At 74.1% G+C, this 24153-nt stretch carries 24 protein-coding genes; 10 read left to right on the forward strand and 14 right to left on the reverse strand.

Annotation, left to right across the window (positions count from 1 at the left end; translation table 11 throughout):
• Window positions 1-756 (forward strand): glycoside hydrolase family 16 protein (locus H300_RS0111130; protein WP_028427492.1); only part of this gene is annotated, 756 nt, incomplete at its 5' end.
• A gap of 114 nt (window positions 757-870) precedes the next feature.
• Here the strand turns inward: H300_RS0111130 and H300_RS0111135 are convergent.
• The 5 genes from H300_RS0111135 to H300_RS0111155 form a co-directional block, all read right to left on the reverse strand.
• Window positions 871-1563, reverse strand: a complete 693-nt coding sequence (locus tag H300_RS0111135) for a response regulator transcription factor (RefSeq protein ID WP_028427493.1) — start codon at window positions 1561-1563, stop codon at window positions 871-873.
• A gap of 119 nt (window positions 1564-1682) precedes the next feature.
• Window positions 1683-2312, reverse strand: a complete 630-nt coding sequence (locus tag H300_RS26280; RefSeq protein ID WP_037980041.1) for a CBS domain-containing protein — start codon at window positions 2310-2312, stop codon at window positions 1683-1685.
• 44 nt (window positions 2313-2356) lie between these two features.
• Entirely contained in the window at window positions 2357-2818 is a 462-nt protein-coding gene (locus H300_RS0111145) for a cyclic nucleotide-binding domain-containing protein (RefSeq protein ID WP_051269973.1), read from the reverse strand.
• A gap of 35 nt (window positions 2819-2853) precedes the next feature.
• On the reverse strand, window positions 2854-3582 hold the full coding sequence (locus tag H300_RS0111150) for a CBS domain-containing protein (RefSeq protein ID WP_028427495.1): 729 nt from the start codon (window positions 3580-3582) through the stop codon (window positions 2854-2856).
• A 70-nt stretch (window positions 3583-3652) separates the two neighbouring features.
• Window positions 3653-4504 (reverse strand): universal stress protein, encoded by an 852-nt coding sequence (locus H300_RS0111155; protein WP_028427496.1) that lies wholly within the window; start codon window positions 4502-4504, stop codon window positions 3653-3655.
• Between the two features lie 636 nt (window positions 4505-5140).
• Here H300_RS0111155 and H300_RS0111160 point away from each other — a divergent pair.
• Window positions 5141-6082, forward strand: coding sequence for a universal stress protein (locus tag H300_RS0111160; protein WP_051269943.1), 942 nt, complete (start codon window positions 5141-5143; stop codon window positions 6080-6082).
• Window positions 6083-6107: 25 nt separating this feature from the next.
• Window positions 6108-7871 carry a GAF domain-containing protein gene (locus tag H300_RS0111165; protein WP_028427498.1) on the forward strand — a complete coding sequence of 588 codons (1764 nt, stop codon included), beginning with the start codon at window positions 6108-6110 and terminating at the stop codon, window positions 7869-7871.
• Window positions 7872-7958: 87 nt separating this feature from the next.
• Here H300_RS0111165 and H300_RS0111170 read toward each other — a convergent pair whose 3' ends face one another.
• The 6 genes from H300_RS0111170 to egtA all read right to left on the reverse strand — a co-directional run bounded on the left by H300_RS0111170 (window position 7959) and on the right by egtA (window position 14716).
• On the reverse strand, window positions 7959-8621 hold the full coding sequence (locus H300_RS0111170) for a DoxX family membrane protein (RefSeq protein WP_028427499.1): 663 nt from the start codon (window positions 8619-8621) through the stop codon (window positions 7959-7961).
• Between the two features lie 260 nt (window positions 8622-8881).
• Window positions 8882-9439, reverse strand: a complete 558-nt coding sequence (locus H300_RS0111175; RefSeq protein WP_028427500.1) for an SRPBCC family protein — start codon at window positions 9437-9439, stop codon at window positions 8882-8884.
• Between the two features lie 589 nt (window positions 9440-10028).
• Entirely contained in the window at window positions 10029-11003 is a 975-nt protein-coding gene (egtD, locus tag H300_RS0111180) for an L-histidine N(alpha)-methyltransferase (protein ID WP_051269944.1), read from the reverse strand.
• Complete coding sequence (locus tag H300_RS26285; protein WP_051269945.1) at window positions 10951-12015, reverse strand: class II glutamine amidotransferase; 1065 nt, start codon at window positions 12013-12015, stop codon at window positions 10951-10953. Before H300_RS26285 ends, egtD begins: the two co-directional genes overlap by 53 nt.
• Entirely contained in the window at window positions 12015-13457 is a 1443-nt protein-coding gene (gene egtB, locus H300_RS26290; protein WP_078515908.1) for an ergothioneine biosynthesis protein EgtB, read from the reverse strand. The genes H300_RS26285 and egtB overlap by 1 nt, the downstream gene beginning before the upstream one ends.
• Window positions 13457-14716 (reverse strand): ergothioneine biosynthesis glutamate--cysteine ligase EgtA, encoded by a 1260-nt coding sequence (gene egtA / locus H300_RS0111195; protein ID WP_028427502.1) that lies wholly within the window; start codon window positions 14714-14716, stop codon window positions 13457-13459. The genes egtB and egtA overlap by 1 nt, the downstream gene beginning before the upstream one ends.
• Window positions 14717-15225: 509 nt before the next feature.
• On the opposite strand from egtA, the gene H300_RS0111200 reads away from it, so the two are divergent.
• The 5 genes from H300_RS0111200 to H300_RS29245 all read left to right on the forward strand — a co-directional run bounded on the left by H300_RS0111200 (window position 15226) and on the right by H300_RS29245 (window position 20261).
• Entirely contained in the window at window positions 15226-16104 is an 879-nt protein-coding gene (locus H300_RS0111200) for an RNA polymerase sigma factor SigF (RefSeq protein WP_037979998.1), read from the forward strand.
• A 185-nt stretch (window positions 16105-16289) separates the two neighbouring features.
• Window positions 16290-16967: a hypothetical protein gene (locus H300_RS31465; protein WP_051269946.1), complete on the forward strand. Its 678-nt coding sequence runs from the start codon at window positions 16290-16292 to the stop codon at window positions 16965-16967.
• A 200-nt stretch (window positions 16968-17167) separates the two neighbouring features.
• Window positions 17168-18136: a PrsW family intramembrane metalloprotease gene (locus H300_RS31470; protein WP_158678351.1), complete on the forward strand. Its 969-nt coding sequence runs from the start codon at window positions 17168-17170 to the stop codon at window positions 18134-18136.
• A 438-nt stretch (window positions 18137-18574) separates the two neighbouring features.
• Complete coding sequence (locus H300_RS0111220) at window positions 18575-19279, forward strand: PASTA domain-containing protein (RefSeq protein ID WP_028427504.1); 705 nt, start codon at window positions 18575-18577, stop codon at window positions 19277-19279.
• Between the two features lie 118 nt (window positions 19280-19397).
• A complete protein-coding gene (locus H300_RS29245; RefSeq protein WP_158678352.1) occupies window positions 19398-20261 on the forward strand; it encodes a hypothetical protein in 864 nt (287 codons plus the stop codon).
• Window positions 20262-20295: 34 nt separating this feature from the next.
• Here the strand turns inward: H300_RS29245 and H300_RS0111230 are convergent, their stop codons facing one another.
• Both H300_RS0111230 and H300_RS0111235 read right to left on the reverse strand, forming a co-directional pair.
• Entirely contained in the window at window positions 20296-20499 is a 204-nt protein-coding gene (locus H300_RS0111230; RefSeq protein WP_028427506.1) for a DUF397 domain-containing protein, read from the reverse strand.
• Window positions 20500-20505: 6 nt separating this feature from the next.
• The gene (locus H300_RS0111235; protein ID WP_037980001.1) at window positions 20506-21360 is read right to left on the reverse strand and encodes a Scr1 family TA system antitoxin-like transcriptional regulator; all 855 of its coding nucleotides are present in this window, start codon (window positions 21358-21360) and stop codon (window positions 20506-20508) included.
• Between the two features lie 330 nt (window positions 21361-21690).
• Between H300_RS0111235 and H300_RS0111240 the strand changes: the two genes are divergently transcribed.
• Window positions 21691-22164 carry an ATP-binding protein gene (locus tag H300_RS0111240; protein ID WP_028427508.1) on the forward strand — a complete coding sequence of 158 codons (474 nt, stop codon included), beginning with the start codon at window positions 21691-21693 and terminating at the stop codon, window positions 22162-22164.
• Between the two features lie 77 nt (window positions 22165-22241).
• Here the strand turns inward: H300_RS0111240 and H300_RS0111245 are convergent, their stop codons facing one another.
• Window positions 22242-22595: a metalloregulator ArsR/SmtB family transcription factor gene (locus H300_RS0111245; protein ID WP_028427509.1), complete on the reverse strand. Its 354-nt coding sequence runs from the start codon at window positions 22593-22595 to the stop codon at window positions 22242-22244.
• 171 nt (window positions 22596-22766) lie between these two features.
• Between H300_RS0111245 and H300_RS0111250 the strand changes: the two genes are divergently transcribed.
• On the forward strand, window positions 22767-24128 hold the full coding sequence (locus tag H300_RS0111250) for an FAD-dependent oxidoreductase (protein ID WP_028427510.1): 1362 nt from the start codon (window positions 22767-22769) through the stop codon (window positions 24126-24128).
• Window positions 24129-24153: the final 25 nt, after the last annotated feature.

The following is a 24153-nucleotide window of genomic DNA, read 5'->3' on the forward strand; positions in this document are numbered from 1 at the left end:
GTCGTCTTCGAGGACGACTTCGACGGTCCCGCCGGCGCCGCCGTGGACGGCGGCAAGTGGAACCTGGAGACCGGCGACAACGTCCACAACCACGAACGCCAGTACTACACCTCCGGCAACGACAACGCCGCCCTCGACGGCAACGGCAACCTCGTCATCACCGCCCGCCAGGAGAACCCGGCCAACTACCAGTGCTGGTACGGCACCTGCGACTACACCTCGGCCCGGCTGAACACTTCGGGCAAGTTCGCCGCCCAGTACGGCCACGTCGAGACCCGGATGAAGACGACCCAGGGCCGGGGCCTGTGGCCCGCCTTCTGGATGCTCGGCAACAACTTCGGCGACGTGGGCTGGCCGAACAGCGGTGAGATCGACATCATGGAGAACGTCGGCCACGAGCCCGGCACCGTGCACGGCACGGTCCACGGCCCCGGCTACTCCGGTGCCGGCGGCGTCGGCGAAAGCTTCACCCTGCCGAACGGCGAGGCCTTCGCGGACGGCTTCCACACCTTCGCCGTCGACTGGGCGCCCGACCGCATCACCTGGTCCGTCGACGGCCAGGAACACCACACCCTCACCCCCGCCGACGTCGGCGGCGCCTGGGCGTTCAACCACGACTTCTTCCTCATCCTGAACCTCGCGGTCGGCGGCGACTGGCCCGGCGACCCGGACGCCGCGACCGAGTTCCCCGCCGAACTCGTCGTGGACTACGTCCGCGTCACCACCGGCGACAGCGCCGCCGCGGTCGGAAGCTGAGCACACCCGCGCCTGCCGTGGGCCGGGGCCTGCGGCCCCGGGCCCACGCGTGCGTGCGGGCGGTCCGAACGCGTACGGCCCTCACGCGTCCGTGCCCGTCCGGTCGGGCCCCGGTCAGGCCTCCGGGCTGCGCTCGCGGAGGCGCTCGGCGATCACCGCGGCCTGCACCCGGCGGCCGACCCCGAGCTTGCCCAGCAGCGAGGAGATGCGGTTCTTCACCGTCTTCTCCGCGAGGAACAGCCGCTCGGCGATCTGCCGGTTGGTGAGCCCCCCACCGATCAGTTCCAGGATCTCGCGCTCCCGGGGCGAGAGTCCGGCCAGCTCCGGCGGGGTGCGGGACACGGCCGGACCGCGCAGCCGGGCCATCACCCGGGACGTGGCGCCGGGGTCCAGCATCGACTGTCCCGCCGCCACCGTCCGGATCGCGGAGACCAGGTCGGACCCCTTGATCTGTTTCAGCACGTATCCGGCGGCACCGGCCATGATGGCGTCGAAGAGGGCTTCGTCGTCGTCGAACGAGGTGAGCATCAGGCAGGCGAGCTCGGGCATCCGGGCCCGCAGCTCCCGGCAGACCTCGATCCCCTCCTGGTCGCCGCCGTCCCCGGACGCGCCCAGGCGCACGTCGAGGACCGCGACATCCGGACGGAGCGCGGGCGCCCTCACGAGCGCCTCGCGCGCGCTGCCCGCCTCGCCGACCACCGTGAGGTCCGGTTCGCTCTCCAGCAGGTCGGAGAGTCCCCGGCGCACGACCTCGTGGTCGTCGAGCAGGAAGACCTTGATGGGCGCGGCCGGAACGGAAGCGTTCATGGTTCCATGATCGCTCCGCCTCCGGACAGATGCCAGGGGCCGAACGGCCCTGCCGCCCCCTCCACGCCCCGCGGCCCCACGGGCGTCCCGCGGGGGCGGGCCGCGCGCCGCCGGGGTGCTCAGTCGGCGGAGGGGCGGCGGCTCGGGCCGTGGAGGCGCGGGTCGACGTCCACCACACCCTCGACGGCACGGGCCAACCGCACCGCGGCCGGGATCAGCGAGGTGTCCGGGACCTCGCCGGCCAGGACGACCACACCCTGCCGCACGTCGACGGTGACACCGGGACCGGGGAAGAGGTGTGCCACGACCTCCTCCCGCACCTCCCGTGCCAGCTCCACGTCCGGCCGCAGGAACACCTTCAGCAGGTCGGAGCGGCTCACCACTCCCACCAGCAGGCCCTCCTCGTCCGTCACCGGCAGCCGCTTGACGCCGTGGACGGCCATGCTGCGGGCCGCGAGCGGGATCGGGGCGCCGGCACGGACGGTGACCGCGGGTGCCGTCATCAGCTCACCGGCGGTGACTCCCGCGGCCTTGAGCGCGTCCGACGGCTCCCGCAGCCAGTCGACGCGGGAGGGCGGGACGCGGTCGTGGAACTCCTCCTTGGCGAGCAGGTCCCTCTCGGACACCACACCGACCACCCGGCCCTCGGCGGACAGCACCGGCAGAGCGCTGATCCGACGCTCCCTCAGGGTGCGGACGATCTCCTTGAAGGCCGCCTCCGCGCCGATGCCGACGACCGCGCGGGTCATCACGTCCGCGACGGTGCGCGGGCCGGCGCCCTCCGGAGCGGCGCTCACTGCACGCCCCTGGCGGGTGCGAAGGGGCCGTAGGTGTCGAGCAGCCGGGTACGGGACTGCTGGAGCCGGTGGGCGACCACTTCGGCGACGGCGAGCGTCACCGCCCGGCCCAGCTCCGGCTCCCGCTCGCACAGCTCCCGGATGGCCTTCGCGTCGTACTCCCGGGCCCGCACCGGGCTCACCGCCTCGGCCCCCAGGTGCCAGGCGTACGGCGGGAACATCCAGGACCAGCCGAGCAGTTCGCCGTGCCCGAGCGTCTCGACAACGACCCTCCGGCGGCCCGGTACGTGCATGTCCAGCGACACCGAGCCGGTGTGCAGAATCCAGAACCGGTCCGCCCGCGCCCCTTCCCCGAAGATCCTGGTGCCGACCGGGAAGGCGACGTCGCGGCCCAGCGCGCGGAGTTGTTCACGGTACTTCTTCGGGAGCACCCCGTGGAAACCGTGCATGGTGCGCATGACCCGTCCCTCCTCGCTCCGCCCGTCCCGCGGGCTCACAGCTTCCTGATCCATTCCTCGGTAATGCCGTGCAGCGCCCGGTCGGAAGGCTGGAGGTGGGAGTCGTCCTCCTCGTAGCCGAGGTCCTCCGCCACGGACGCGACACCGTCCACCCGGGCGGTAAGCCGTACGGCGATCGGGATCTCGCTCCGGCGTGGGAGGCGACCGCGCAGGGTGACGGCGCCCTCCCGGACCTGCACCCGCAGATACTGCGGCGGTAGCCACAGAGCATGCACCAGCACCTCATGGATGATCTCCTCGCGGATCTCGTGGTCCGGGCGGAGGAACACCCCGAGCAGGTCACTGCGAGTGACGATGCCGGCCAGCCGGTCCTCCTCGTCGATCACCGGCAGCCGCTCGACCCGGTGCGCCGCCATGGACCGGGCGGCGTCCACCACGTTCTGCCGGGCGGTGGCGGTGACCGCGGGGGCGGACATCAGCTCGCCCGCCGTGCGGGCCGCGGCCTTGCGCCGGGCGGTGCGTTCACGCCGGGAGCCCGGGGCGATCCTGCGGTACCAGGGCGGCGGTTCGCCGCCGGCCGCGGCCTGCCGCAGGGTCAGGTCGGTCAGCGACAGCACGCCCTGCACCCGTTCCTCGCCGTCCACCACCACGAGACCGCTGATCCGGTGCCGCGCCAGCAGCGCGGCCGCCTCCTTGACCGGTACCTCCGGGCGGACCGTGACGACCTCACGGGTCATGACGCTGTTCAGCAGTCGGTGCTTCATCGTTCCTCCCGGAAGTGCGGGGCGGTGGGGTCCGCGGCCCGGTGCGGAGCCGCGGGTCGGGGCCGGGCCGTCAGTGGTCGCCCGGCACCAGGACGACCGGGCAGTCGGCGTGGTGCAGCACGGTGTGAGTGACCGGCCCCAACTGCATGCCGATCCGGTGCTTGCGCCGGTGCACCGCGAGTACCACGAGGTCCGCCTCGGCGGACGCCCGTACCAGCACCCGGCCGGCCGGGCCCTGCTCGGAGTCGGTACGCACCGCCACCTCGGGGTACTTCTCCCGGAGCGCGGACACCGCGAACCGGGACAGCGACTCGGCCGCCGCGGTCCGCTGTACGTCGTCCGGGTCCGGCGAGAACTCCCAGGCGTGCAGCACCCGCAGTTCCGCGCCGCGCCGCTGTGCCTCCTCGAAGGCGAAGCTCACGGCCTCGGTGTCCGCGTCGGACTCCACCCCGAGCAGCACCTGTCCCCGGACGTGGCCGACCGGGCCGCGCACCACCAGCAGCGGGCTGCGGGTGAGGGCGGCGACCCGGAGGCTGACGGAGCCGAGCAGCAGCCCGGCGAAGCCGCCGTGCCCGCGGGTGCCGACCACGGTCAGTGCGGCGGACCTGCCACACCTGACCAGCGCGTCGGCGGCGGCCTCCGAGGTCATCGAGGGGATCACCGAGAGCCCGGGGTGCCGCTCCCCGGCCCGGTCGGCGGCGCGGTCGACCAAGCGCCTGGACCGCTGGAAGAGCGTGCTGCGGTCGGTCTCCGAAGCCGGCGGGAGCAGCTCCCAGGGCCAGCCGCAGAGGATCTCCAGCGCGGCGCCGCGCAGTGCGGCCTCGTCGGCCGCCCGGTCCAGCGCGCGCTCGGACGGCTCGGAGTTGTCGTACCCGACGACGACTCGGGGCGGCGATGCGGCGTGGTCGTCCGCTGCGGTCATCGGGGCCTCCTCGGTGGGGGGGGTCGGCGCGGCGCGAAGGGCGGTCGGGTACCCGCACGCCGCCCGGTCGGACCGGTCGCTCCTGACACGTCGAGGATCGCGCGGACCGGCGGGGCCCGGCAGGGGCCGTTCGGTCCCGTTCACCGGCGCAACGGCCCCGGTCCTGGGGGCCGTACGGCCCCCGGTCCGATCCCCTGAGGGACCCTGCCGGACGCTGCCGGCAGGGGCGATGCGGCCGCGGCATCGGGGGAGGCGGTCCGGGGGTGCACGGGCGGGGACCGCGGAGGGCGGGCCCGACGGGGAAGGAGGAAGGGGCCCGGGCCAAGACATCGGCGGCGGACCCGGAGGTGGCTTCCCCGCGGACCGGACCCGCGGGGAAGCGGAGGCACACACCGGGCGTCCGCTCCCGGGGCTGTCGGCACCCGGGCGGCCCCCGACATGTGCCACCAGCACGGACCCGACCACTCCCCACGAGTGCCACCGTCCGTGCCCTCCTCGCTCCACACTGCGACATCGACCGAGTCTCCGCATGGGGCCGAACGGCCCCTGTGGGGTACCGGTCCGCCTCTGTCCGGGCGGGGCCGCACGCGACAGGCTGCGGACGGCGCGGGAGGTCCCCGCGCCGCGTGAGGGGGTATGACTGTGAGCACCGCCGAGCCGGTGGACAGCAGTGGACCGGAGGGTTCGACGCACCTGCCGCGGACGGGCGGCGGACAACCCGGTCCCGGCCCCGTCGTCGTGGGGGTCGACGGAACGTTATCGGCACTCGACGCGGTGGACTGGGCCGCCGCCTGGGCGGCGAACCGGGGTCTGCCGCTGCTCATCACGCACGCCTTCCTGTGGGAACGGCGCAGCGGGTACGAATCGCCGCAGGAGACGCGGCGCAAAGCCGGCATGCTGTCGACGGCCGCCGAGCGGGCTCGGGAGCGGGCCCCCGCGGTGCGGGTGGCGACCGGTCTCCTGGCGGACCCGCCCGTGAGCGGTCTGCTGCACGCATCCCGGAACGCCTCGCTGCTGGTCGTCGGCTCGCGGGGACGCGGAGTGCCTGCCTCTTTGCTCCTCGGCTCGGTCGGCTCGGGGGTGGCGGCCCGTGCACGGTGCCCGGTCGTGGTGATGCGGCGACGGGTGAGTGCGCCGTACAGCCGCGACCCGCGCGTCGTGCTCGGCGTCCCGGCCGACGAACCCTGCGGGGAGGTGACAGAGTTCGCCTTCACCGAGGCCGCACGGCGGGGCGCCGAACTCGTGGCGGTGCGGGCCGTGGGTCCGGGACGGTCCGGCTCGGTGTGCAGCGCTCCTACCTGCTCCCGGCATCCGCGCGGGGAGCAGAGTCCGCTGGAGCGCGCGCTGGCCGACGGGGCGTCGGGGCACCCCCGGGTGCCGGTGACCCGACGGGCACCCGAACGGGCGCCGCGAAGCGCGCTGCTGGAGGCTTCTCACGGTGCTGACCTGCTGGTCGTGGGCCTGGCACAACGGGAGAAGCGCGCAGGTGCGCGGGCGGGTGGGCGCCTCGCCCCGCTGCACCACATCCTCCTGCACCGATCACACTGCCCGGTGGCGGTGGTTCCTCTAGTCTGCTGACCGCGGGGGCTACCCTGGAGGTCATATGACGGATTCTGTCGACCGGTCCGGGCCCCTGGGGCCCCTCGCCGTGCCCCAACTCCGCCTCGACCAACTGCTGGAGGAGCTCCAGACCCGGTTGGACGCGGCCCGTGTCACCCAGGACCGGATGTACAGCCTGCTGGAGGCGGTGCTGAGCGTCGGCCGGGAGCTGGACCTCGCCCAGGTGCTGCGCAGGATCGTGGAGGCCGCCGTCGCCCTCACCGACGCGGAGTACGGCGCGCTCGGCGTCATCGGCGAGCGGCAGCGGCTGTCGCAGTTTCTCACCGTCGGGATAGCGGAGGAGTCGGCGGAGCGGATCGGACCGCTCCCCTCCGGCCACGGGATCCTCGGCGAGCTGATCCGGAACCCGCAGCCGCTGCGGCTGTCCGATCTCCGGGAGCACCCGGCCAGCCACGGCTTCCCCGCGAACCACCCGCCGATGCGCACCTTCCTGGGCGTCCCGATCCGGGTGCGCGACGAGGTGTTCGGCAACCTGTACCTCACCGAGAAACACGGCGGTGCCGATTTCGACTCGGACGACGAAGCCGTCCTCGCCACACTCTCGGTCGCCGCCGGGGTGGCAATCGACAATGCCCGGCTGTACCACGAGAGCAGGCGGCGCGAGCAGTGGCTGGAGGCCAGCGGGGAGATCACGCGCACGCTGCTGTCCGGAGCGACGGCCGAGCAGGTGCTCAGCCTCATCGCGCAGCACGCGCTCCAGGTCGCGCAGGCCGACTCGGCCTGCGTGCTGCTGCCGGACGAGCCGGGCGAGCTGCGGGTCTCGGTGGCCGAGGGTCTGGAGGCCGACCGCCTCACCGGGCGGTCCGTCCCGGTGGACGACACCCTGGCCGGTGTCGCCGCCCGCACGGGGCGGGCGACCGCCACCCCGGACATCGGTTCGGACGAGACGGGATACGCGTTCCCGGGGCTGTCCGAGCCGCACGGGCCGACCGTGGCGGTGGCGCTGCTCTCCCCGCTGGAGCAGGCTCCGGGCGCGTTGCGGCTGGCCCGGTTGGCCGGCCGTCCCCCGTTCGACGAGTCCGAGGTGGAGCTGCTGTCGGTGTTCGCCGGCCAGGCCGCGCTGGCCCTGGAACTGGCCCGGCACCGGGCCGAGTCGGAGCAGATCGCGCTGCTCCAGGACCGCGACCGGATCGCCCGCGACCTGCACGACCTCGCTATCCAGCGGCTGTTCGCGACCGGGATGACGCTGCAGAGCGCCGAACGGCTCATCGAGCGGCCGGAGGCCGCCGAACGTGTGGGCCGGGCGGTCGACGACCTGGACGAGACCATCAAGATCATCCGTTCCACGATCTTCGCGCTCCGCTCCACCGGCACGGAGAACGCCTGTGAGGAGGGCCTGCGGCACCGGATGACCCGGACGGTGGAGGGCGCGGCCCGCACCCTCGGGTTCGCCCCGGCACTCACCATGGAGGGCCGGGTGGACACCGACGTCCCCGGCGAGCTCGCCGGCCAGGTGCTGGCGGTACTCGCCGAGGCGCTCAGCAACGCCACCCGGCACGCGGCGGCCCACCAGGTCGAGGTGGCACTCACGGTGGCCGAGGACCTCACCCTGACCGTCACCGACGACGGGGTGGGCGTCGGGTCCGGGGACCACGACCCGGCCGGCCGGACGGCGCACTGCGGGGGACTGGCCAACATGCGGGCGCGGGCCGAGGAGCACGGCGGCTCGCTGACCCTGTCCCCCGCCGACCCGTCGTCGGGCAGCGGAACCCGCCTGCGGTGGCGGGTGCCGCTGCCCGACGCCTGACGCCCGCACCCCGGGCGGGGGCGCGGGCGCCGGGGCCTGGGGTCCGGGGTCGGGCGTTCGGCGTCCGGGGCCGGGAGGCCGGGGGCACTACCGGAGCCACCGGTGGTCGCGGACCAGGGGCAGGGCGGCCCAGCGACGGCCGAGTCCCCAGGTGGTCCCGGCGGCGGCGGCGAGCAGCACCAGCACCAGGGCGTAGATCACGTGGTACTCGACCAGCGGGTTGGTCGACATGCTCGGCGACCCGTCGGAGAGAGTCCTGGCGAGCGGCCACTCCGCGGCCCACATCAGCGCCATCATCAGCGAGCCCCCGGCGGCCGCGAGACGCAGAGCGATGCCGGCGAGCAGCGCGGCCCCGACACCGAGCAGTCCGAGCATGAAGAGCCAGTTCACCCAGCCGACCCCGGCGAGGTCGTGGAAGACCGACTCCAGCGGCCCGGCGGCGACCCCGCTCAGATAGCCCTCGGTGGGCGACCCCCCGTTGCTCCAGGAACCCTCCGAGGGGGTGGCGTAGCCCCAGCCGAACGCCTTGTCCCCGAAGGCCCACAGGAAGGTGACGCCCATCGCGATCCGCAGCACCGCGAGCAGCCGCCCTACGTGCCCGCGACCGACGCCTTCGTCCGCCGCACGGGTGCGGGCGGGCGCCGGGGAAGAAGCGGAGGCGGTGGCCCGGTCGGAGCCGGCCGCTGGCGAGGGCACGGTGGCGGGGGCGGCCGGACGGCGGTGCTCGGTGTTCTTCCGGTGAAGCAGCATCAGAGGTTCCTTCCCTCGGCAACCCCGGCGGGTCGCACCGACTGAACTTCCTTCACCGCCACTCTCCTGCGGCCGTCCCTGGCCCGGCAGTGGCCGACCGGCTCCCGTCCGGCCCGAACGGCGCCGGCCGAGAGGGCCGTTCGGCCCCGGCCCCGCGCCCCGGCCCCGCGCCCCGGCCCCGCGCCCCGGCCCCGCGCCCCGGGCCGGGGCGCGGGGCCGGGGGCAGGGCGTGCAGGGCAGCCCGCGGGAGGCGCCGGCGGTCAGCCGTTCAGGACGGACTGGCGCAACCGCCGCGGCAGGCGGCGCGGCCGCGTGGCAACCCCTCCCGGGCTGTCGAGACCGGGGGCGAAGGCGATCTCCGCCGGTTCCTCGGTGCCGGTCAGCACCTCGTGCATCCGCTGCACGTCCTCGGGCAGGTCGCGCCGCCAGCCCATCGCCACCACGGGCCAGAGCGCCAGCAGCCCGCCGGTCAGCCGGCAGGTCACCTGCACACCGACCCGGCAGCCGGAGCCCTGCGGCCAGACCCGGAAGTCGTAGCGGGGGGACTGGGTGCCCAGCGGGGTCCACATCCGCTGACCGAGGAATCCGACCCGGGTCCCCGACTCGTAGGCGCAGCAGGCGAGGCGGCAGTCCCGGCGACGGCCGGGGAAGCGGTACTGAAAGGTGCAGCCCTCGCCCCAGATCGGACCGCCCGGCTCGTCCGGCCGGATCGCCATCACGCCGGAGTGCCATCGCGCGAGGTTCGCGCCGTCGGCGAGGAACCAGAACACCTCGTCGACGGGCAGCGGCACGGACACGTACACCTGCACCTTCGGCATGCGGCACCTCCTACCTACGGAGCACCCGCGCTCGCCGGCCGGGCACCCGCTCCCCGACCCGGGTGTACCTCGTCACTCCAGCCTGGGTACTCATGTCCGCCATGTCCTTTCCAGTTGCGCCATTCGAGCGACGCGGCGCGGGGAGAGAGCGAGGAGGGGGCGGCCCGTACGGGGCCGTACCGGCGTCCCGTCGGGAGAACGGACGGGCGCCGGGGCGCGGGTGCCGGAGCGTCGAATGACGGGTCGGCGGCCTCCCGGCAGAACGGGAGCTTCGCGCAGGCGGCAGGAACGGGCAGCAGGCCGCGGACAGCAGGGCCGGCCGGGAAGCGGGCGGCCCGGTTCGGGGAGCGGTGAACCGGTCGCCCCGGCCTTGCGTGGTACGGACTACCGGGCTGCTCGGCGTGGGAACACTGCGGGGCGGGTCGACCCGGGTCCTGGTGGTCGTCCCGCCCGGCACCAGGACCCGGCCGGCCCCCTTCCCTTCACCGCCCGGCCCCGGCCTCCCACTCACCAGGGGCCGGGCGGCCGCTCCCTCGTCCGGCCGCGAGGGCCCCGGTGCCACCGACCCGAAGCGGCCACCCGCGCGGGCTCAGTCGGGCACGGCGAGCAGCAGGGCGAACGCGTCCGCCTCATCCGTCCACCAGTGACGGACCCGGAACCCCGCCGAGGACAGCTCCGCCGCCAAGGGGTCCCGGCGGAACTTCACCGAAATCTCGGTGCGCAGTTCCTCGCCCTCCTCGAAGTCCACGCTCAGGTCGAGTGCGGCCAGTGGGACGGACTGCGCCCGGCGCGAGCGGAGCCGCATCTCGACCCGGGAGGCGGCGGCGTTCCAGAGCGCCACGTGGTCGAATCCCTCCGGACGGAATCCGGCCGCGAGTTCGCGGTTGAGCACCCGCAGCACGTTCCTGTTGAACTCCGCGGTGACCCCGGCCCCGTCGTCGTAGGCCGGGACGAGCACCGAGGCCGGTTTGACGAGATCCACCCCCATCAGCAGGGAGTCACCGGAACCCAGTTGCGGCCGCAGCGCCCCGTAGAAGGCGCGCCGGGCGTCCCCGTCGAGGTTGCCGAGCGTGCCGCCCAGGAACGCCACCAGCGCGGGCCCGGTCCGGGGCAGCGTGAGGTCGCTCTCGTAGTCGGTGACGACGGCGGTGACGTCGAGCGCGGGGTAGTCGCGGCAGAGCGCCTCGCCTGCCTCCGCGAGGGCGTCTTCACTGACGTCGAGGGGCGCGTACCGGGTGAGCTGCCCCTCCCGGGTGAGGGCGTCGAGCAGCAGCCGGGTCTTGCGGGAGGAGCCGGACCCCAGTTCGACCAGGGTCCGTACCGGTCCGGCCGCCGCGGCCACCGCGTCCGCCCGCCGCCGGAGAATCCGGTGCTCGGCACGGGTGGGGTAGTACTCGGGCAGCTCGGTGATCCGCTCGAACAGGGCGCTGCCGCGGGCGTCGTAGAACCACTTCGGCGGCAGCGTCTTGGGCGCCGAGGTGAGTCCCTTGAGGGCGTCCGTGCGCAGCGCGTCAGCGAAGTGTCCTGGCGGCAAGCGGTGGGCGAGGGTGAAGCGGCTGGTCATGGGTGCTGGTCCTCTCGGCGTGGCGAACGGGGGCCAGTGCGGTGATGCGGACGGCGGTGCGGGTCGCCAGCAGCAGCGACCCCTCGGGGACCTCCTGCCAACCTCCCGACTCCGCGGGTGCGGCGGATTCCGCCGGGTCGGCGGGTTTTGGGGCGGGGTGGTGGCCCGGGGCGGGGTGGTGGCCCGGGACGGAGGAGCCGGGGTCAGGCATTTCGGCATCCGCCGCCTCCGAGCCGGAGGTGTCCGGTTCGGAGGCGACGAGCACGGCGTCACCCGCCGTCCGGCGGTACCACAGAGTGTCGCCGCTGCGCGTGGCGACGATGCACCGGCCGTCGGTCAGCAGCAGGTTGAGCCGGGCGCCCGGGCGGACGGCCGCCACCGTGCGGGTGACGTCCGCGAGTACGTCCTCGGCGGGCTCCCCCGCACGCAGCCGCCGCAGCACCACCGCCCAGAGCAGGGCGGAGTCGCAGCGCGCGTCGAGGGCGAGCGCCTCCCCCGTCGTCAGCGTCGGTTCCAGCTCGTCCGGGAGCCGGGTCCAGTCCGGCACGGCGCCGTTGTGGCTGAACAGCCAGTCGTCCGCGGCGAAGGGGGCTGCCGCTCCCTCGTCCTGGCTGGTGCCCGGGGTGGCGTCCCGGACGGCGGCCAGCACGGCACCGCTGCGAATCGTCCGGGCGAGGTCGGGGAGATTGGCGTCCGCCCAGATCGGGACGGCACGGCGGTACCGGGCCGGGCGCCCGTCGCCGTCCGCACTCCCGCCTACCGCGCTCCCGCCCCCCGGAGACCCGGCGCACCCGCCCGGGGGCCCGGCGTCCGCCCCCTCGTCCGCGCCTCCGCCGGGCGGGGGCGCGGGTGCCGGTGCGGGGTACCAGCCGATCCCGAAACCGTCCGCGTTGACGGTGCCGTACCGCTGGCGGCGCGGGGCCCAGGACTGCTCCAGCAGGCCGCCGGGCGGGCGTGTGACGACGTCCGCGAGGCGGACCGGTGGGCCGAGGTAGGCCAGGTGCCGGCACATCAGCCGTCCTCCGCGGTCCGGCAGGTGCGGAAACCGGCGAAGATCTGCCGGCGCACGGGGAAGTCCCAGTTGCGGAAGGTCGACCGGCAGGCCACCGCGTCCGTGCCGAAGGAGCCGCCGCGCAGCACCTTGTGGGCGGAGGCCCCGTCGTCGGCCTCGGTGCCGAAGAAGACCTCGGAGTACTCGGCGTACGGGAAGGCGCGGAAACCCGGGTAGGGGGTGAAGTCCGAGGCCGTCCACTCCCACACGTCGCCGAGGAGCTGGCCCGCGCCGCACGGCGCGCGGCCTGCCGGACGGCCGCCGATCGGGTCGGGCCGCAGGTGCCGCTGTCCCAGGTTGGCGTGCTCGGACCGCGGTTCCGCGTCGCCCCACGGGAAGCGGTGGCCGGTGCCGGTCGCCGGGTCGTGGCGGGCGGCCTTCTCCCATTCCGCTTCCGTGGGCAGCCGCCGTCCCGCCCAGCGTGCGTAGGCGTCCGCCTCGTACCAGGAGACGTGCATGACCGGCTGGTCCGGCGGCACCGGCTCCTGACGCCCGAAGCGCCGCCTCGACCAGCCGCCGCTGCCGTCGGGCCGCCAGAACAGCGGCGCGGTGATGCCCGTACGCCGGACGTGCGCCCACCCCGCCGGGTGCCACCAGCGGGGGTCGCGGTATCCGCCGTCGACCATGAACTCCTGGTACGCGCCGCAGCTCACCGGGGCGCTGTCCAGGTGGAAGGCGGGCACCTCCACCCGGTGGGCGGGACGCTCGTTGTCCAGTGCCCAGGTCTCCTCGTCCGTGCCCATCGTGAACGGCCCGCCCGGTACGAGGACTTCGGGCGGCAGTGGTGGTCCGGTCGCGGACGGCGGCTCCGGATCGGGCAGCACCGGCTCGCCGCGCCGCAGTTGGTGGGTGGCGAGCATCGTCTCGGCGTGCTGCTGCTCGTGCTGCGCCACCATGCCGAAGACGAAGCCGTCCCGGAGCAGCGGCGCGTCGGCGGGCGGCGCCGTCGCCAGTACGTCCAGCGACCGGGTGCGGACCTCGGCGATGTACCGGCGTGCCTGGTCCGGGGCCAGCATCGGCAGTCCGGGGCGGTCGGCTCGGGCTGTGCGGAACGCGTCGTAGACGGCGTCGAGGTCGGGACGGATCGCGGGGCCGTCGCCGGCCTCGCGCACCAGCCAGATCTCCTCCTGGTTGCCGACGTGCGCCAGGTCCCAGACCAGGGGCGACATCAACGGCGAGTGCTGTGCCGTCAGTTCCGCGTCGGGCAGGCAGTCGGTGAGTTCCAGGGTGCGCTCCCGGGCACGCTCCAGCACCTCCCGGGACCGCTCCTCGTGGCTGCGCGCACCACGCGCCGCTCCCGGTCCGGGCCGCTCCACGAGCCCGGAGCCGGGTGGGGTGTCGTTCCCGGTGGGCCCGACGGGCCCACCGGCTCGGTCGAATCCGGACGTTCGCCGCACGGGCATCACGGTGCTCCTAGTTGGTCGTCCGCGGGGCACCGGCCCCGCTCCGAGTAGCGCTCGGCAAAGGCGACGACGGCGCGGTGCGCCACGCTTCCCGGTGCGCTGCGGGCGAGTGCCGCTTCCGCGGCGGCGACGCAGTCGCGGACCGCGGGGCCGAGCAGCGGGTCGGCGGGACCGTTCCGCGCGGCGCGCAGCCAGCTGCCGGGCCCGTCGAGCGGGATGGTCGCCACCCGGACCGCCTCGGCGGCGGCCGGATCGTCGAGCAAGGTCGCGGTGATCGCGGTGGCCGCGATCCAGCCGTCGCCCGGTTGCGCGTCGATCATGCGCAACTCCAGCCAGCCGCGCGGCCTCACCGGGGGGAACAGGGTGCTGAGGTGGTACTCCAGGTCGGCCAGTGTGGGCGGCCGTTCGGAGTGGCCGCCCCGCAGCCAGGCGCGGAAGGAGAGGCCGGTGGGCGCCGTCCAGTCGGGCCGCCCGGGGCCGTCGGGGCGTCGGCGCAGGCAGAGCAGCGGGGCGTCCAGCGCGTACCGGGCCCAAGCGGCGCGGGGCGCACCGTCCAGGGCGGGCGGCCGGGTGCGGCCGGGGTCCGTCCCGGCCCAGACGCGCTGCCGGGTGGAAGCCCAGCCGGTGGGCCTGCCCCTCCGCAGGGGCGAGTTGGCGAAGGCGGCGACGAGGACCGGGCCGAGCCGGTGGGCGAGTCGCCAGCGCTGCCGGTAGCCCGTGGGCCCTTCGGAGTCGTCCCCGGCGTCCAGGCTGACCTGCACAGCGGCGGTGGCCCGCATCATCGTCCGGCCCCAGGGGCCGAAGCGGTCGAAGTGCGCCTCCATGGCGCGGTAGCGGGGATCGTCGAGCACCCGCGGCGGGGTGCGGTACGGGTCGAGCCCGTGTCCCCGGAGGACGACCCCCGTGGCGTCGAGTGTGCCGCGCAGAGCGGCGAGGTCGGTGGCGGTCGTGGTCAGGCAGTCGTGGAGCGAGTCGCCCGGTGGCGAACTGAGTTCGAGCTGGCCGCCGGGCTCCCGGGTGAGTCTGCTGCCACCGGGGAGCAGGTCGTCCCCGGCGCGGTAGACGGCGAGCGAGGCGTCGAGCCGGTTCAGGGGCACGCACCGCAGTGGGTCGCTGCGGTCGTGCACCAGCCATTCCAGCTCCACACCGACCCTGGTCGGCGGGCCGGTCTTGAAGCAGACGCCGCCGACGTGGCGCTCGGCGTCCGCCTCCGACAGCACGTCGCCGGACGGCGCCGCGCCGGTAAGTACCGTTTCCATGCCCAATCCTCCTGGTCTACGGACCGCGACACTCGACACCCCTCGGGGCACACAAGACATTTCCATGCCCCCGGGAAAGGTGTTGTGAAACATCCTTTCGACCCTGCCGGGACCCGAACCGTCCGATTCCGGCCGCCGTCACCACCCTTCTCCCGCCACCCGCGCGCCGTCGCTCGGCCGTCGCCCGGTCCTCGCGGACGACGGGCCCGTTTCGGACCGACCCTAGTACCGGATGGCCGGTATCGCACGGTACGCACCTCCTGTTCGGCATCGCCTCCCCTGCTTCCCGGTCGCACCGTCCCGATCCCGGTCCGACGCCCCCGTTCTCCGCGTTCCGGCACAGCGCCGAAGGGTTCTTCCGCAGATGGGACGACTGTTCGAGTGGGCGGTTGCGCGAGTGCGAACGACCCCCCGGAGGAACGGCCGACCCGACGGGGGAGGAGCATCGGGTTAGTCACATCAATCGCGGGTATGCGGTTGCCGTCCGACAACGGTCCAGGGAGGGCTTCGTGAACATCACCGAATCCAGCAGCCTGCGCTCAACGCACGCGGAAGTGGAGTCGGCGGAAACCCACGTCGCAGGCCTGCCGGTGGTCGAAGAGACGCAGAGCGTGGCGCCGCAGGACGCCCGGGAGATGTCCCGCATATTCCTGCGCAGACTCCAGACCCTGGAGGAGGGCACCGCCGAGTACGCCTACGCCCGCAACACGCTGATCGAGATCAACCTCACGCTGGTGCGCTACGCGGCGCGCAAGTTCCGCAACCGCGCCGGCGACATGGAGGACGTGGTCCAGGTCGGCACGATCGGCCTGATCAAGGCGATCGACCGGTTCGACCCGGAGCGCGAGGTGGAGTTCACCACCTTCGCCGTTCCGTACATCCTGGGGGAGATCAAGCGGTTCTTCCGCGACACGAGCTGGTCGGTGCGCGTGCCCCGCCGGCTCCAGGAGCTGCGCATCGACCTCGCCAAGGCGCAGGACGACATGTCGCAGCGCCTCGGTCGCTCGCCGACCACCGCCGAGCTGGCCGAGCGGCTCGATCTCGATCAGGACGAGATCATCGAGGGTCTCGTGGCCAGCAACGGCTACACCGCGGGTTCGCTGGACGCCTCCCCCGAGGAGGGCGGCGACACCGGTGCCGGTCCGACGGTCGCCGACCGGCTGGGCGAGATGGACCCGGCCCTGGAGTGTGTGGAGAACCTGCACGCACTCCAGCCGCTGATCGCCCGGCTCGACGAGCGCGAGCAGCAGATCCTGGAGATGCGCTTCGGGGCGGAGATGACGCAGTCCCAGATCGGCGCCGAGCTGGGGCTGTCGCAGATGCACATCTCCCGGCTGCTCAGCCGCACGCTGGACGCATTGCGGGCCGGTCTGCTCACCGAGCGCTGACCGGCGGGCGTCCGGCCGGGCGGACCACGCCCTGTCCCGGCCGTGAGCCGTGCCCGGCCGCGTACCGGTCGGGCACAGCTCACGGTCCGGAGGCCGCGGCATCGGCCGACGGCCGCGCGGGAGGCCGCCTCACGGCGCGGTGCCCGGCGGTGGCGTGCCCCGTCGCCGTGCGGCAGAGTCGGGGGATGACCGGTGCGAACACCCGCCCGGGGCCGCTCGCGCCCGCGGCCTCCTGGCGGCCCCTGCTGGCGGCCCTCGCCGTGATCGTGCTGCTGACCGGCGGCTGGTCGCTGGCGGCCACCCCGTTTCCGGACCGGGTCGGCGTCCGGCCGGATCACCCGATCGGCCTCGGCTCCGGGGCCGCGCACGGCGACCCCGGAGCGACCTTCACCCCCAGCGGACCGGGTTGGCAGCTCACCCGTACTGCCGCCGACCCGGTACGCGGCTACCTGCTCAGCCGGCCCGGCGTGGAACTGCGCGTCAGCTACGTCCCCTTCGCCGGGGAGGCCTACGGCGAGCACACCGCCGAGGACCTGTGGCCGGGCCTCGTCCGGGTCGCCCGGCTCTCCGACGGGGAACTCGGCGAGCCGCGCCCGATCAGCGCCCGGAGCGGCGCCGAGGGCCGTACCGGCCCGCTCAGCCAGGACGAGCGGACGGGTTCGATGACGGCCTTCGCCCACCCGGACCGCACCTTCGCCCTCGCCTTCACCCTGCTGGGCGTGCCCGCCGCGGACCCGGCGGACCGGGCCGCAGCGCACCGCACCGTCCGCTCCGTGCGGTTTCCCGGTGGCGGTACCGCCACCGCCCCGGACAAAGTCCCGGTCCTCGGGCCGGTGACCGGCCCGGGGGCCGGGGACGCGTGAGGCGGCGGGTGCGGGCGGCGGCCCGGCGCCGAGCCGACAGCCCCGGCCCCGGCCCCGGCCCCGCGGAGAGCATCGTCCGGCCTGCGGAGAACGCCACCGGGCCTGCGGGGGCTGCCGGGCCCGCAGCGAGCGCCGGGCCCGCGGAGGGGGCGGCGCCCGCGCCGAAGGCGGGAGCGCCGCGCTCCCCGGTGTGGTGCGCGGTGACCCTCTGCGTCCTGTTCGGCGCGGCCGTCCTCGTGGACAACTTCCGTGCCGCAGTCCTGGTGTTCACCGCAGAGGCGGTACTGGCCGCGGTGATCGCCGGGCTCTGTGGCGGGTTCGGCTGGTGGGCGCTCCGTCGACTGCGCCCCGTGCGGCCGCCGCTTCGGGGTCGCAGCCTGGTCTGCCTGGCGTGGGGCTCGACGGCCGCGACCGGCTGCGCGATCATGGCTAACGGCGGGCTGTCGGCGCTGTGGGCCGGGGCCGCCGGGATCGAGTTCACCAACCGCTGGGGCCCCATGCTGACCGCGCCGGTGAACGAGGAACTGCTCAAGCTGTGCGGCCTCGTCCTGCTGTCACTGGCGGTACCGGGCCTCTTCCGCGGGCCGGTGGACGGCTTCGTGCTCGGCGCCCTGTGCGGCCTGGGCTTCCAGGTCACCGAGAACTGGATCTACGCGATGAACACCGTGGTCGGAAGCGCCGCCACGGACGGTCCCGGCGCCGTCGTGCAGTCGACCGTGAGCCGGGTGGTGGTCACCGGCATCGGCACCCACTGGGCGATGACCGCCGTGGCCGGGGCCGGTGCGGCGTACTGGATCACCCGGCCGGGCTCGCGGCTGCGGCTGCCCGCGGCGGTCGGACTGCCGCTGCTCGCCGTGGCCATGCACGCCCTCTTCGACTCGCCGCTGCTCCCCGGCCCGTGGGGGCCGACGACGAAGGCACTGGCGAACTTCTCCCTCGCGGGCGCCCTCTGGCTGGCGCTGCGCGGCCGGGTGCGCTCCCGGATGCGCGGCGTCGCGCGGCTGCCGCGCGAGGAGACCCACCCGGGCGAGAGCGACGCCGGGCTCGCCCTGCTGCGGCGCCGGGACGTGCGGGCCGAACTGCGGCGCCTCCCACCCGGCCCGGACCGGACGGCACGGGTCCGCCGGTGGCGGCAGCAACTGGACGCGCTGGAGGCCCACGTCCTCTGACCCGGGCCCGCGAGCCGCATCGGGCGTCCCGCTCCTGTTTCGCGCCTCCCGCTGCGCAAAGCCACACAGAGGCGGGTGATCACGATCTTTCGGGCGCCGGAATGTCGAACAACCCGGCAGGCGAAGGCGTTCCGCTCCCTCGCGCACCCACTCTTGAGGCCACTATGGTCACAGGAAGAACACAGCCCGTCATAACTTGCCAGTAGCAGAGCAGACTGCGGCAGTGTGTGTGCCCTGCGCCACCGGACCGGTGCCGCAGCTTCCGGTTCAGGCCGCCTCGGGGCGGCCGGAAGCCGACGCCCGCTCCCGGGATTCGCCCACCGGCGGACCCGGACCGCAAGGCGCCGACGCGGCGCCCCGGATGGCCATGCACCAGCTCTCCCACCGGGTGGCAGTCCCCGCTGCCGCCCGGTACGTCCACGCAGCCGGGAGTACCACATGCACCTGACGCACGGTCTGCCGCCCACCAGACGCGAGCGGCGACACCCTGTCCTCACCGGCGCCTTCTGCGCGATATGGATGACCGCGCTCGGTCCGCTCCTTGTCTCCTGCGGCACGGACACCAGCACCGGCCAGACCCCCGCGACGTCGGCGGCGGTCGAACCGCCTCCGGGAGCGGCCCCGGACTACCTCGACCAGACCCTCGACTCCGCCCGCGGCGCGGCGGAGGAGGACGGCTACGCGCCCACCCAGTTCAACATCTCGGGCAGCGACGAGGCGGACTCCTGGCTGATGAGCGACTGGATGGTGTGCTTCCAGGACGAGAAGCCCCCGGCCGTCGGCTCGGACACCCCGAGCATGCAGCTCGGCGTCGTCCCGTCCGCGTCCAGTTGCCCGGCCGAGCCCGCGCCGCACCTGGAGTGGCCGACCTTCCCGGACGTCACTTCGACGACCTTCACGAAGGCCGAGGCCGAACTCTCCGAGCTGGGCTTCGACCGGGTCTCCGTCGAGGCGGCGTACCGCGACGTCGAGGTGCCGGAGGAGGCCGGGGACTGGCTGGTCTGCTTCCAGAGCCCCGAGGCGGGTCGCAAGGCACCCTTCGAGACCGGCCTCGCCGTCACCCTGCAACTCACCGACCCCGCCCCCGGATGCCCGGCCCGCAAGGGCGCCGCCCTGCCGGACAGCGGAGAGGACGGGGTCTGACCCCGCGGTCGATCGCCGTCCGGACGGCCGGTGTCCGGACGGCTGATGTCCGGTGCCCGGCAGGCGGAGTGACGCAGCCCCTACCCCCGGAGCGGGCGTGCTGGCAGAGTCGACGACCATGCTGAAGCTGCGACACGAGATCACCCTCGAACCCGTCCCCCGCGACTGGTTCGAGTCGGCCGTCCGGACGGTCTTCGACGCCCTGGAGGACCTCGTCCCGCAGGAAGGACTGCTGTACGCCGAGGGCGAGCCCGTGCACGACGTGGAGCACCTCGCCGGGCCGCACCTGGCGCCCGGCGCCCGCTACCTGCTCGTCCCCCCGGAGGCGCCCCAGCACCCGGCCGCCCCCGGCGAGCCACCGCACCCAGGGCCCGGCGAGGGGGAGGTGGAGGTGGAGGTGCTGGAGTGGAACCGCGGCGACACCGTCCGGCTGCGCTGCTCCGGCTCCGACCCCGGAGCGGACATTTCCGGGGACGTGCGGTTCACCGGCCCGGACCGGCCGCGCACGCTGAAGGCCTCGGGCACCTTCCGGGGGACGGGCTCCTGGGAGCGCTACCGGCGGGGGAAGGCGAGCGGCAGCCTCGACCTGGACCGCTGGTGGACGCTCGACCCGAAGGGCCGCGCCCCCCTGACCGCGAGCCTGCGCCACCCGCTGGCGAAGGGTGATCTGCGGGTGGGTGTCCGTCCGGCCGAGGACGGCCGCTGGCGGGTGTCCGTCGCCGTCAGCGCACGCGGCCGAGGCTGGGCGCGTCCCCTGGCGGCCGTGGCGGCGATGTTCGCGGGCTCACGGCTGGAACCGGGCTTCCGCTCGTCCCTGGACGAGGCCGCGCAGAACTGGAACAGCGAACTGCCGGAACTCCTGGCGATGTCCTCCGGGGAGATCCGCGAAGAGTTCCTGGCCGGACTCACCGAGGACGAGGAGTACGTCTCCGAGGACAACCCCGCCGACGTGTCCCCGGGCGCCGAGCCCAAGCGCCTCTGACAGCCGGGCAGTCGCTGCGCGCCCCGGTCCCGGGTCAGCGGTTCAGGCGCTCCAGACGGCCGGACCTGACTCCGGCCAGCAGCGCGCCGAACACCGCGGGAGCGGTCGCCAGCAGCTCGGCAGGCCTCTCGCTCTCCCGCACCGCCACCCCCTCGGAAGTCCCCGCGACCTCCAAGCAGTTGTTGCCGCCTCCGCCGCAGAAGCTGGAGCGTGTCCACCGCGTTGCCGAAGTATTCATGTTCCCTCACAGGTCACGTGCGATCGTGTGGATGAGTTCCTGCGACTCGGCCGCCGGCAGTGCCGCTCGCTCCATGATGGCCAGCAGAGAGCGGTAGTTGGTCAACGGCGTGGGCGCTTCCGCGAACTCCGCGGAATAGGCCGTGTCCAACTGGACGGTGTCGAGCCGGGGCACCGGCCCCTCCGCATACAGGATCGACTGCCCGGCCCCGGGGAAACTACCCGCACTGAACGGGATCACGAACAACGTGACGTTCTCCCGGTCGGCAGAGGCCGCCAGGTGGCGAAGCTGCCGACGGGCAACGTCCCGGCCTCCGAACTGCATCCGCAGCGCGGCCTCGTGAATGATGCCGACGTAAGGGACCGGGCTCTCTCCCTCGATCACCCGCTGGCGACCGAGACGGTGCGCCACCCGGAGTTCCACCTCCAACCGCGGAAGAGGCGGCACGACCAGATCGAACAGAGCGCGTGCGTGCTCCTCCGTCTGGAACAGGCCCGGCAGATGGACGGTCTGCGCCGTGCGGATTCGCGTGGCGAAGTGCTCCAACTCCGAGATGTCCACGAACCCGTCGGGCAACTTCCCCCTGAAGTCGTCCCACCAGTACTGCGTCTTCCGACCGCTCGCCATGACGGCGAGGGCTTCGACGAGTGACGTGTCGGGGCAGCGGTACAGGCAGGCCAACTTGCGCACACGGGCGGCGCTGACTCCCGTCCGGCCGGCCTCGACGTTGGAGATCATCGTGCGATCCGAGCCCAACATGTCCGCCGCCTCCTGAATGGACACGTCGGCCTGCTCGCGCATACGGCGCATCTCAGTGGCCAGCCGACGCTGACGGCCAGTGGGGGCGCTCCGTTGAACCATTGAACCTCTCCCGTAAAGAACCAGTCTGGCAGCGGCCTGACCGACTGGTCGAGCGAGTCGAGCGATAACTCACTCGTTCGTGTTTCAGTACTCACATGTGAGCCAGAATGCCCTAGCTTGCTTCTCGTGCCGCTTGCTGCGCTCCGGGAGGAAGCGCGCCGCTCCGGAACCGCTGCCGATGACGCAGCCCGGAGCGGTAATGACACCGCCCGGCAACAACCGTTGGCACACGTCCCGTTCGTCGAACACGCCGCACCGGAGGTGCCGTATGGCCCAGGAGCCTTCCTCCCCCTCGCCCCGCCCGCGGAGCAACCGCACGGTCGGCCCCCGTTGGCCGCCCTGCCGTTCGCCGGGCCCTGGCACTACGAGGTCCACTTCCCCCGCGACCCTCGCGGCCCCCGACTGGCCCGCGTCGCCCTTCGCGCCGTCCTGGCCTCGCACGGACTCGGCGAACTCGTCGAGCGCGCGGAGCTGCCGGCCTCCGAGCTGACGACCAACACCGTCCGGCACACGGCCGGACCGGGGTCCGTACGCCTCGGCTGGACACAGCCGGCCCTGCACGTGAGCGTGTGGGACACCGAACCGGCGCTTCCCGCCCGCAGCGGGCCCGACGCCTTCGTCCTCACGGACCCCGCACCCCCGCACGACGCGATCGGCGGCAGAGGGCTCCTGCTGCTGAACGTCCTCGCGGACCACTGGGGAAGCTGCGCACTCGACGACGGGCCGTGGGGGCCGGGCGGCAAGACGGTCTGGTTCGAGTTGCTGCTGAAGGGCGACCGGACTCCGCCCGTACTGGCCGCCTGAATCACGCCCCGGCAACCGTCGCCGCACCCTCCGCACCCGTCGGACGCCGGACGAGCCGGCCTCCACAGCCCCGCGGCTCAGACGGTGAGCAGTCGCCCCATGGCGGCGAGTACGGACGGTTCCACCCGGTAGTAGACCCAGGTCCCGCGCCGCTCGGAGGCGAGCAGGCCGGCCTCCCGGAGCTTCTTGAGATGGTGGGAGACGGTCGGCTGGGAGACGCCGACGTCCGAGATGTCGCAGACACAGGCCTCACCGCCCTCGTGCGAGGCCACCAGCGAGAACAGCCGCAACCGCACCGGGTCACCCAGCGCCTTGAACATCGCCGCCGTCCGCTCGGCCTCCGCCGGGGACAGCGCGCGCTCCGTCAGTGGCGGGCAGCACGCGGCCACCGGCTCACCGACCGTCGTGGGCAGCGCCTCGGCACGTGTCATGTCTCTATTTTGACATGTGTCGATCTCTTCGACCAGCCCCCACCCCTCTCCACATTTCCACCCCTTCCGTGAACCCACAGATTCGACATCTGTCTATGTTGACGCCCGTCAATGCCGGTGCCATGCTGACCCGTGCCCGCACATTGACACCCATCGAAGCAGGAGGCCGTCATGTCCGCTGCCGAACTGCCCGTCGCGGTGATCGGAGCCGGTCCCGTGGGGCTGGCCGCCGCCGCCCACCTCTTGGGACGCGGCATCGAACCGCTCGTCCTGGAAGCCGGTGAACAGGCCGGCAGCACCGTCCGCGAATGGGGGCACGTCCGGCTGTTCTCCCCGTGGGCGGAGGTCGTCGACCCGGCGGCCGAGAAGCTGCTGGCCCCCAGCGGCTGGACGGCCCCCGAGGGCACGGCGTACCCGACCGGCGCCGCGTGGGCCACCCACTACCTCCAGCCGCTGGCCGACGCCCTCGGTGAACGGGTCCGCTACGGCGCCCGCGTCACCGGCGTCTCCCGGCTCGACCGGGACCGCGTCGTGGACGCCGACCGGGAGCGGCAGCCCCTCACCGTCCACGTGCTGCACCCCGACGGCACCGAGGAGCGGCTGCTCGCCCGCGCCCTGATCGACGCCTCCGGCACCTGGTCCGCCCCGGCGCCTCTCGGCGGCGACGGCTTGCCGGCCCTCGGCGAACGCGCCGCGGCCGACCGCGTCTCCTACCGGGTGCCCGACCTCGGCAACCCGGCCGTCCGGGCCCGTCACGAGGGACGCCGTACCGCCGTGGTCGGCTCCGGCGCGTCCGCCTTCACGGCGCTGGCCGCCCTGGCACGCCTCGCCGACGACGCCCCCGGCACCCGTGCCACCTGGGTGCTCCGGCGCGGAATCGGCGACTCCACCTTCGGCGGCGGCGAGGACGACCAGCTCCCCGCACGCGGCGCGCTGGGGCAGGCCGCCAGGGCCGCGGTGGAGGCCGGGCACGCCGAGGCCGTCACCGGGTTCCGCACCACGGCGGTGGAACGGTCCGGCGACCGGCTGGTGCTGGTCGCCGAGGACGGGCGACGGCTGGACCCGGTCGACGAGGTCGTCGTCCTGACCGGGTTCCGCCCCGACCTCACCTTCCTGGACGAGCTGCGCCTCGCCCTCGACGAGCGGCTCCAGGCACCCGTCGCGCTGGCTCCGCTCATCGACCCCCACGTCCACTCCTGCGGCACCGTCTACCCGCACGGGGTCCGCGAGTTGTCGCACCCGGAACAGGACGTGCACCTGGTCGGGATGAAGAGCTACGGACGCGCGCCGACCTTCCTCGCCATGACCGGCTACGAGCAGGTCCGCTCCGTCGCCGCCGCCCTCGCCGGCGACCACGAGGCCGCCGAAAGCGTGGAGTTGACGCTCCCGGAGACCGGAGTGTGTGGAGGGGCGGGCCTGTTCGACGAGCCGGACGCCGTGGCCCCCGAGGACGGCGGGGGCTGCTGCGGCACCCCGTCGGCCGACACCACCGACAGCCCGTCCGCCGCGCAGGCTCCCGCCGGCGGCTGCTGAGCCCGGAGTCGGCGCGGGCATCGGC

This window comes from Streptomyces sp. TAA040 (assembly GCF_000424845.1).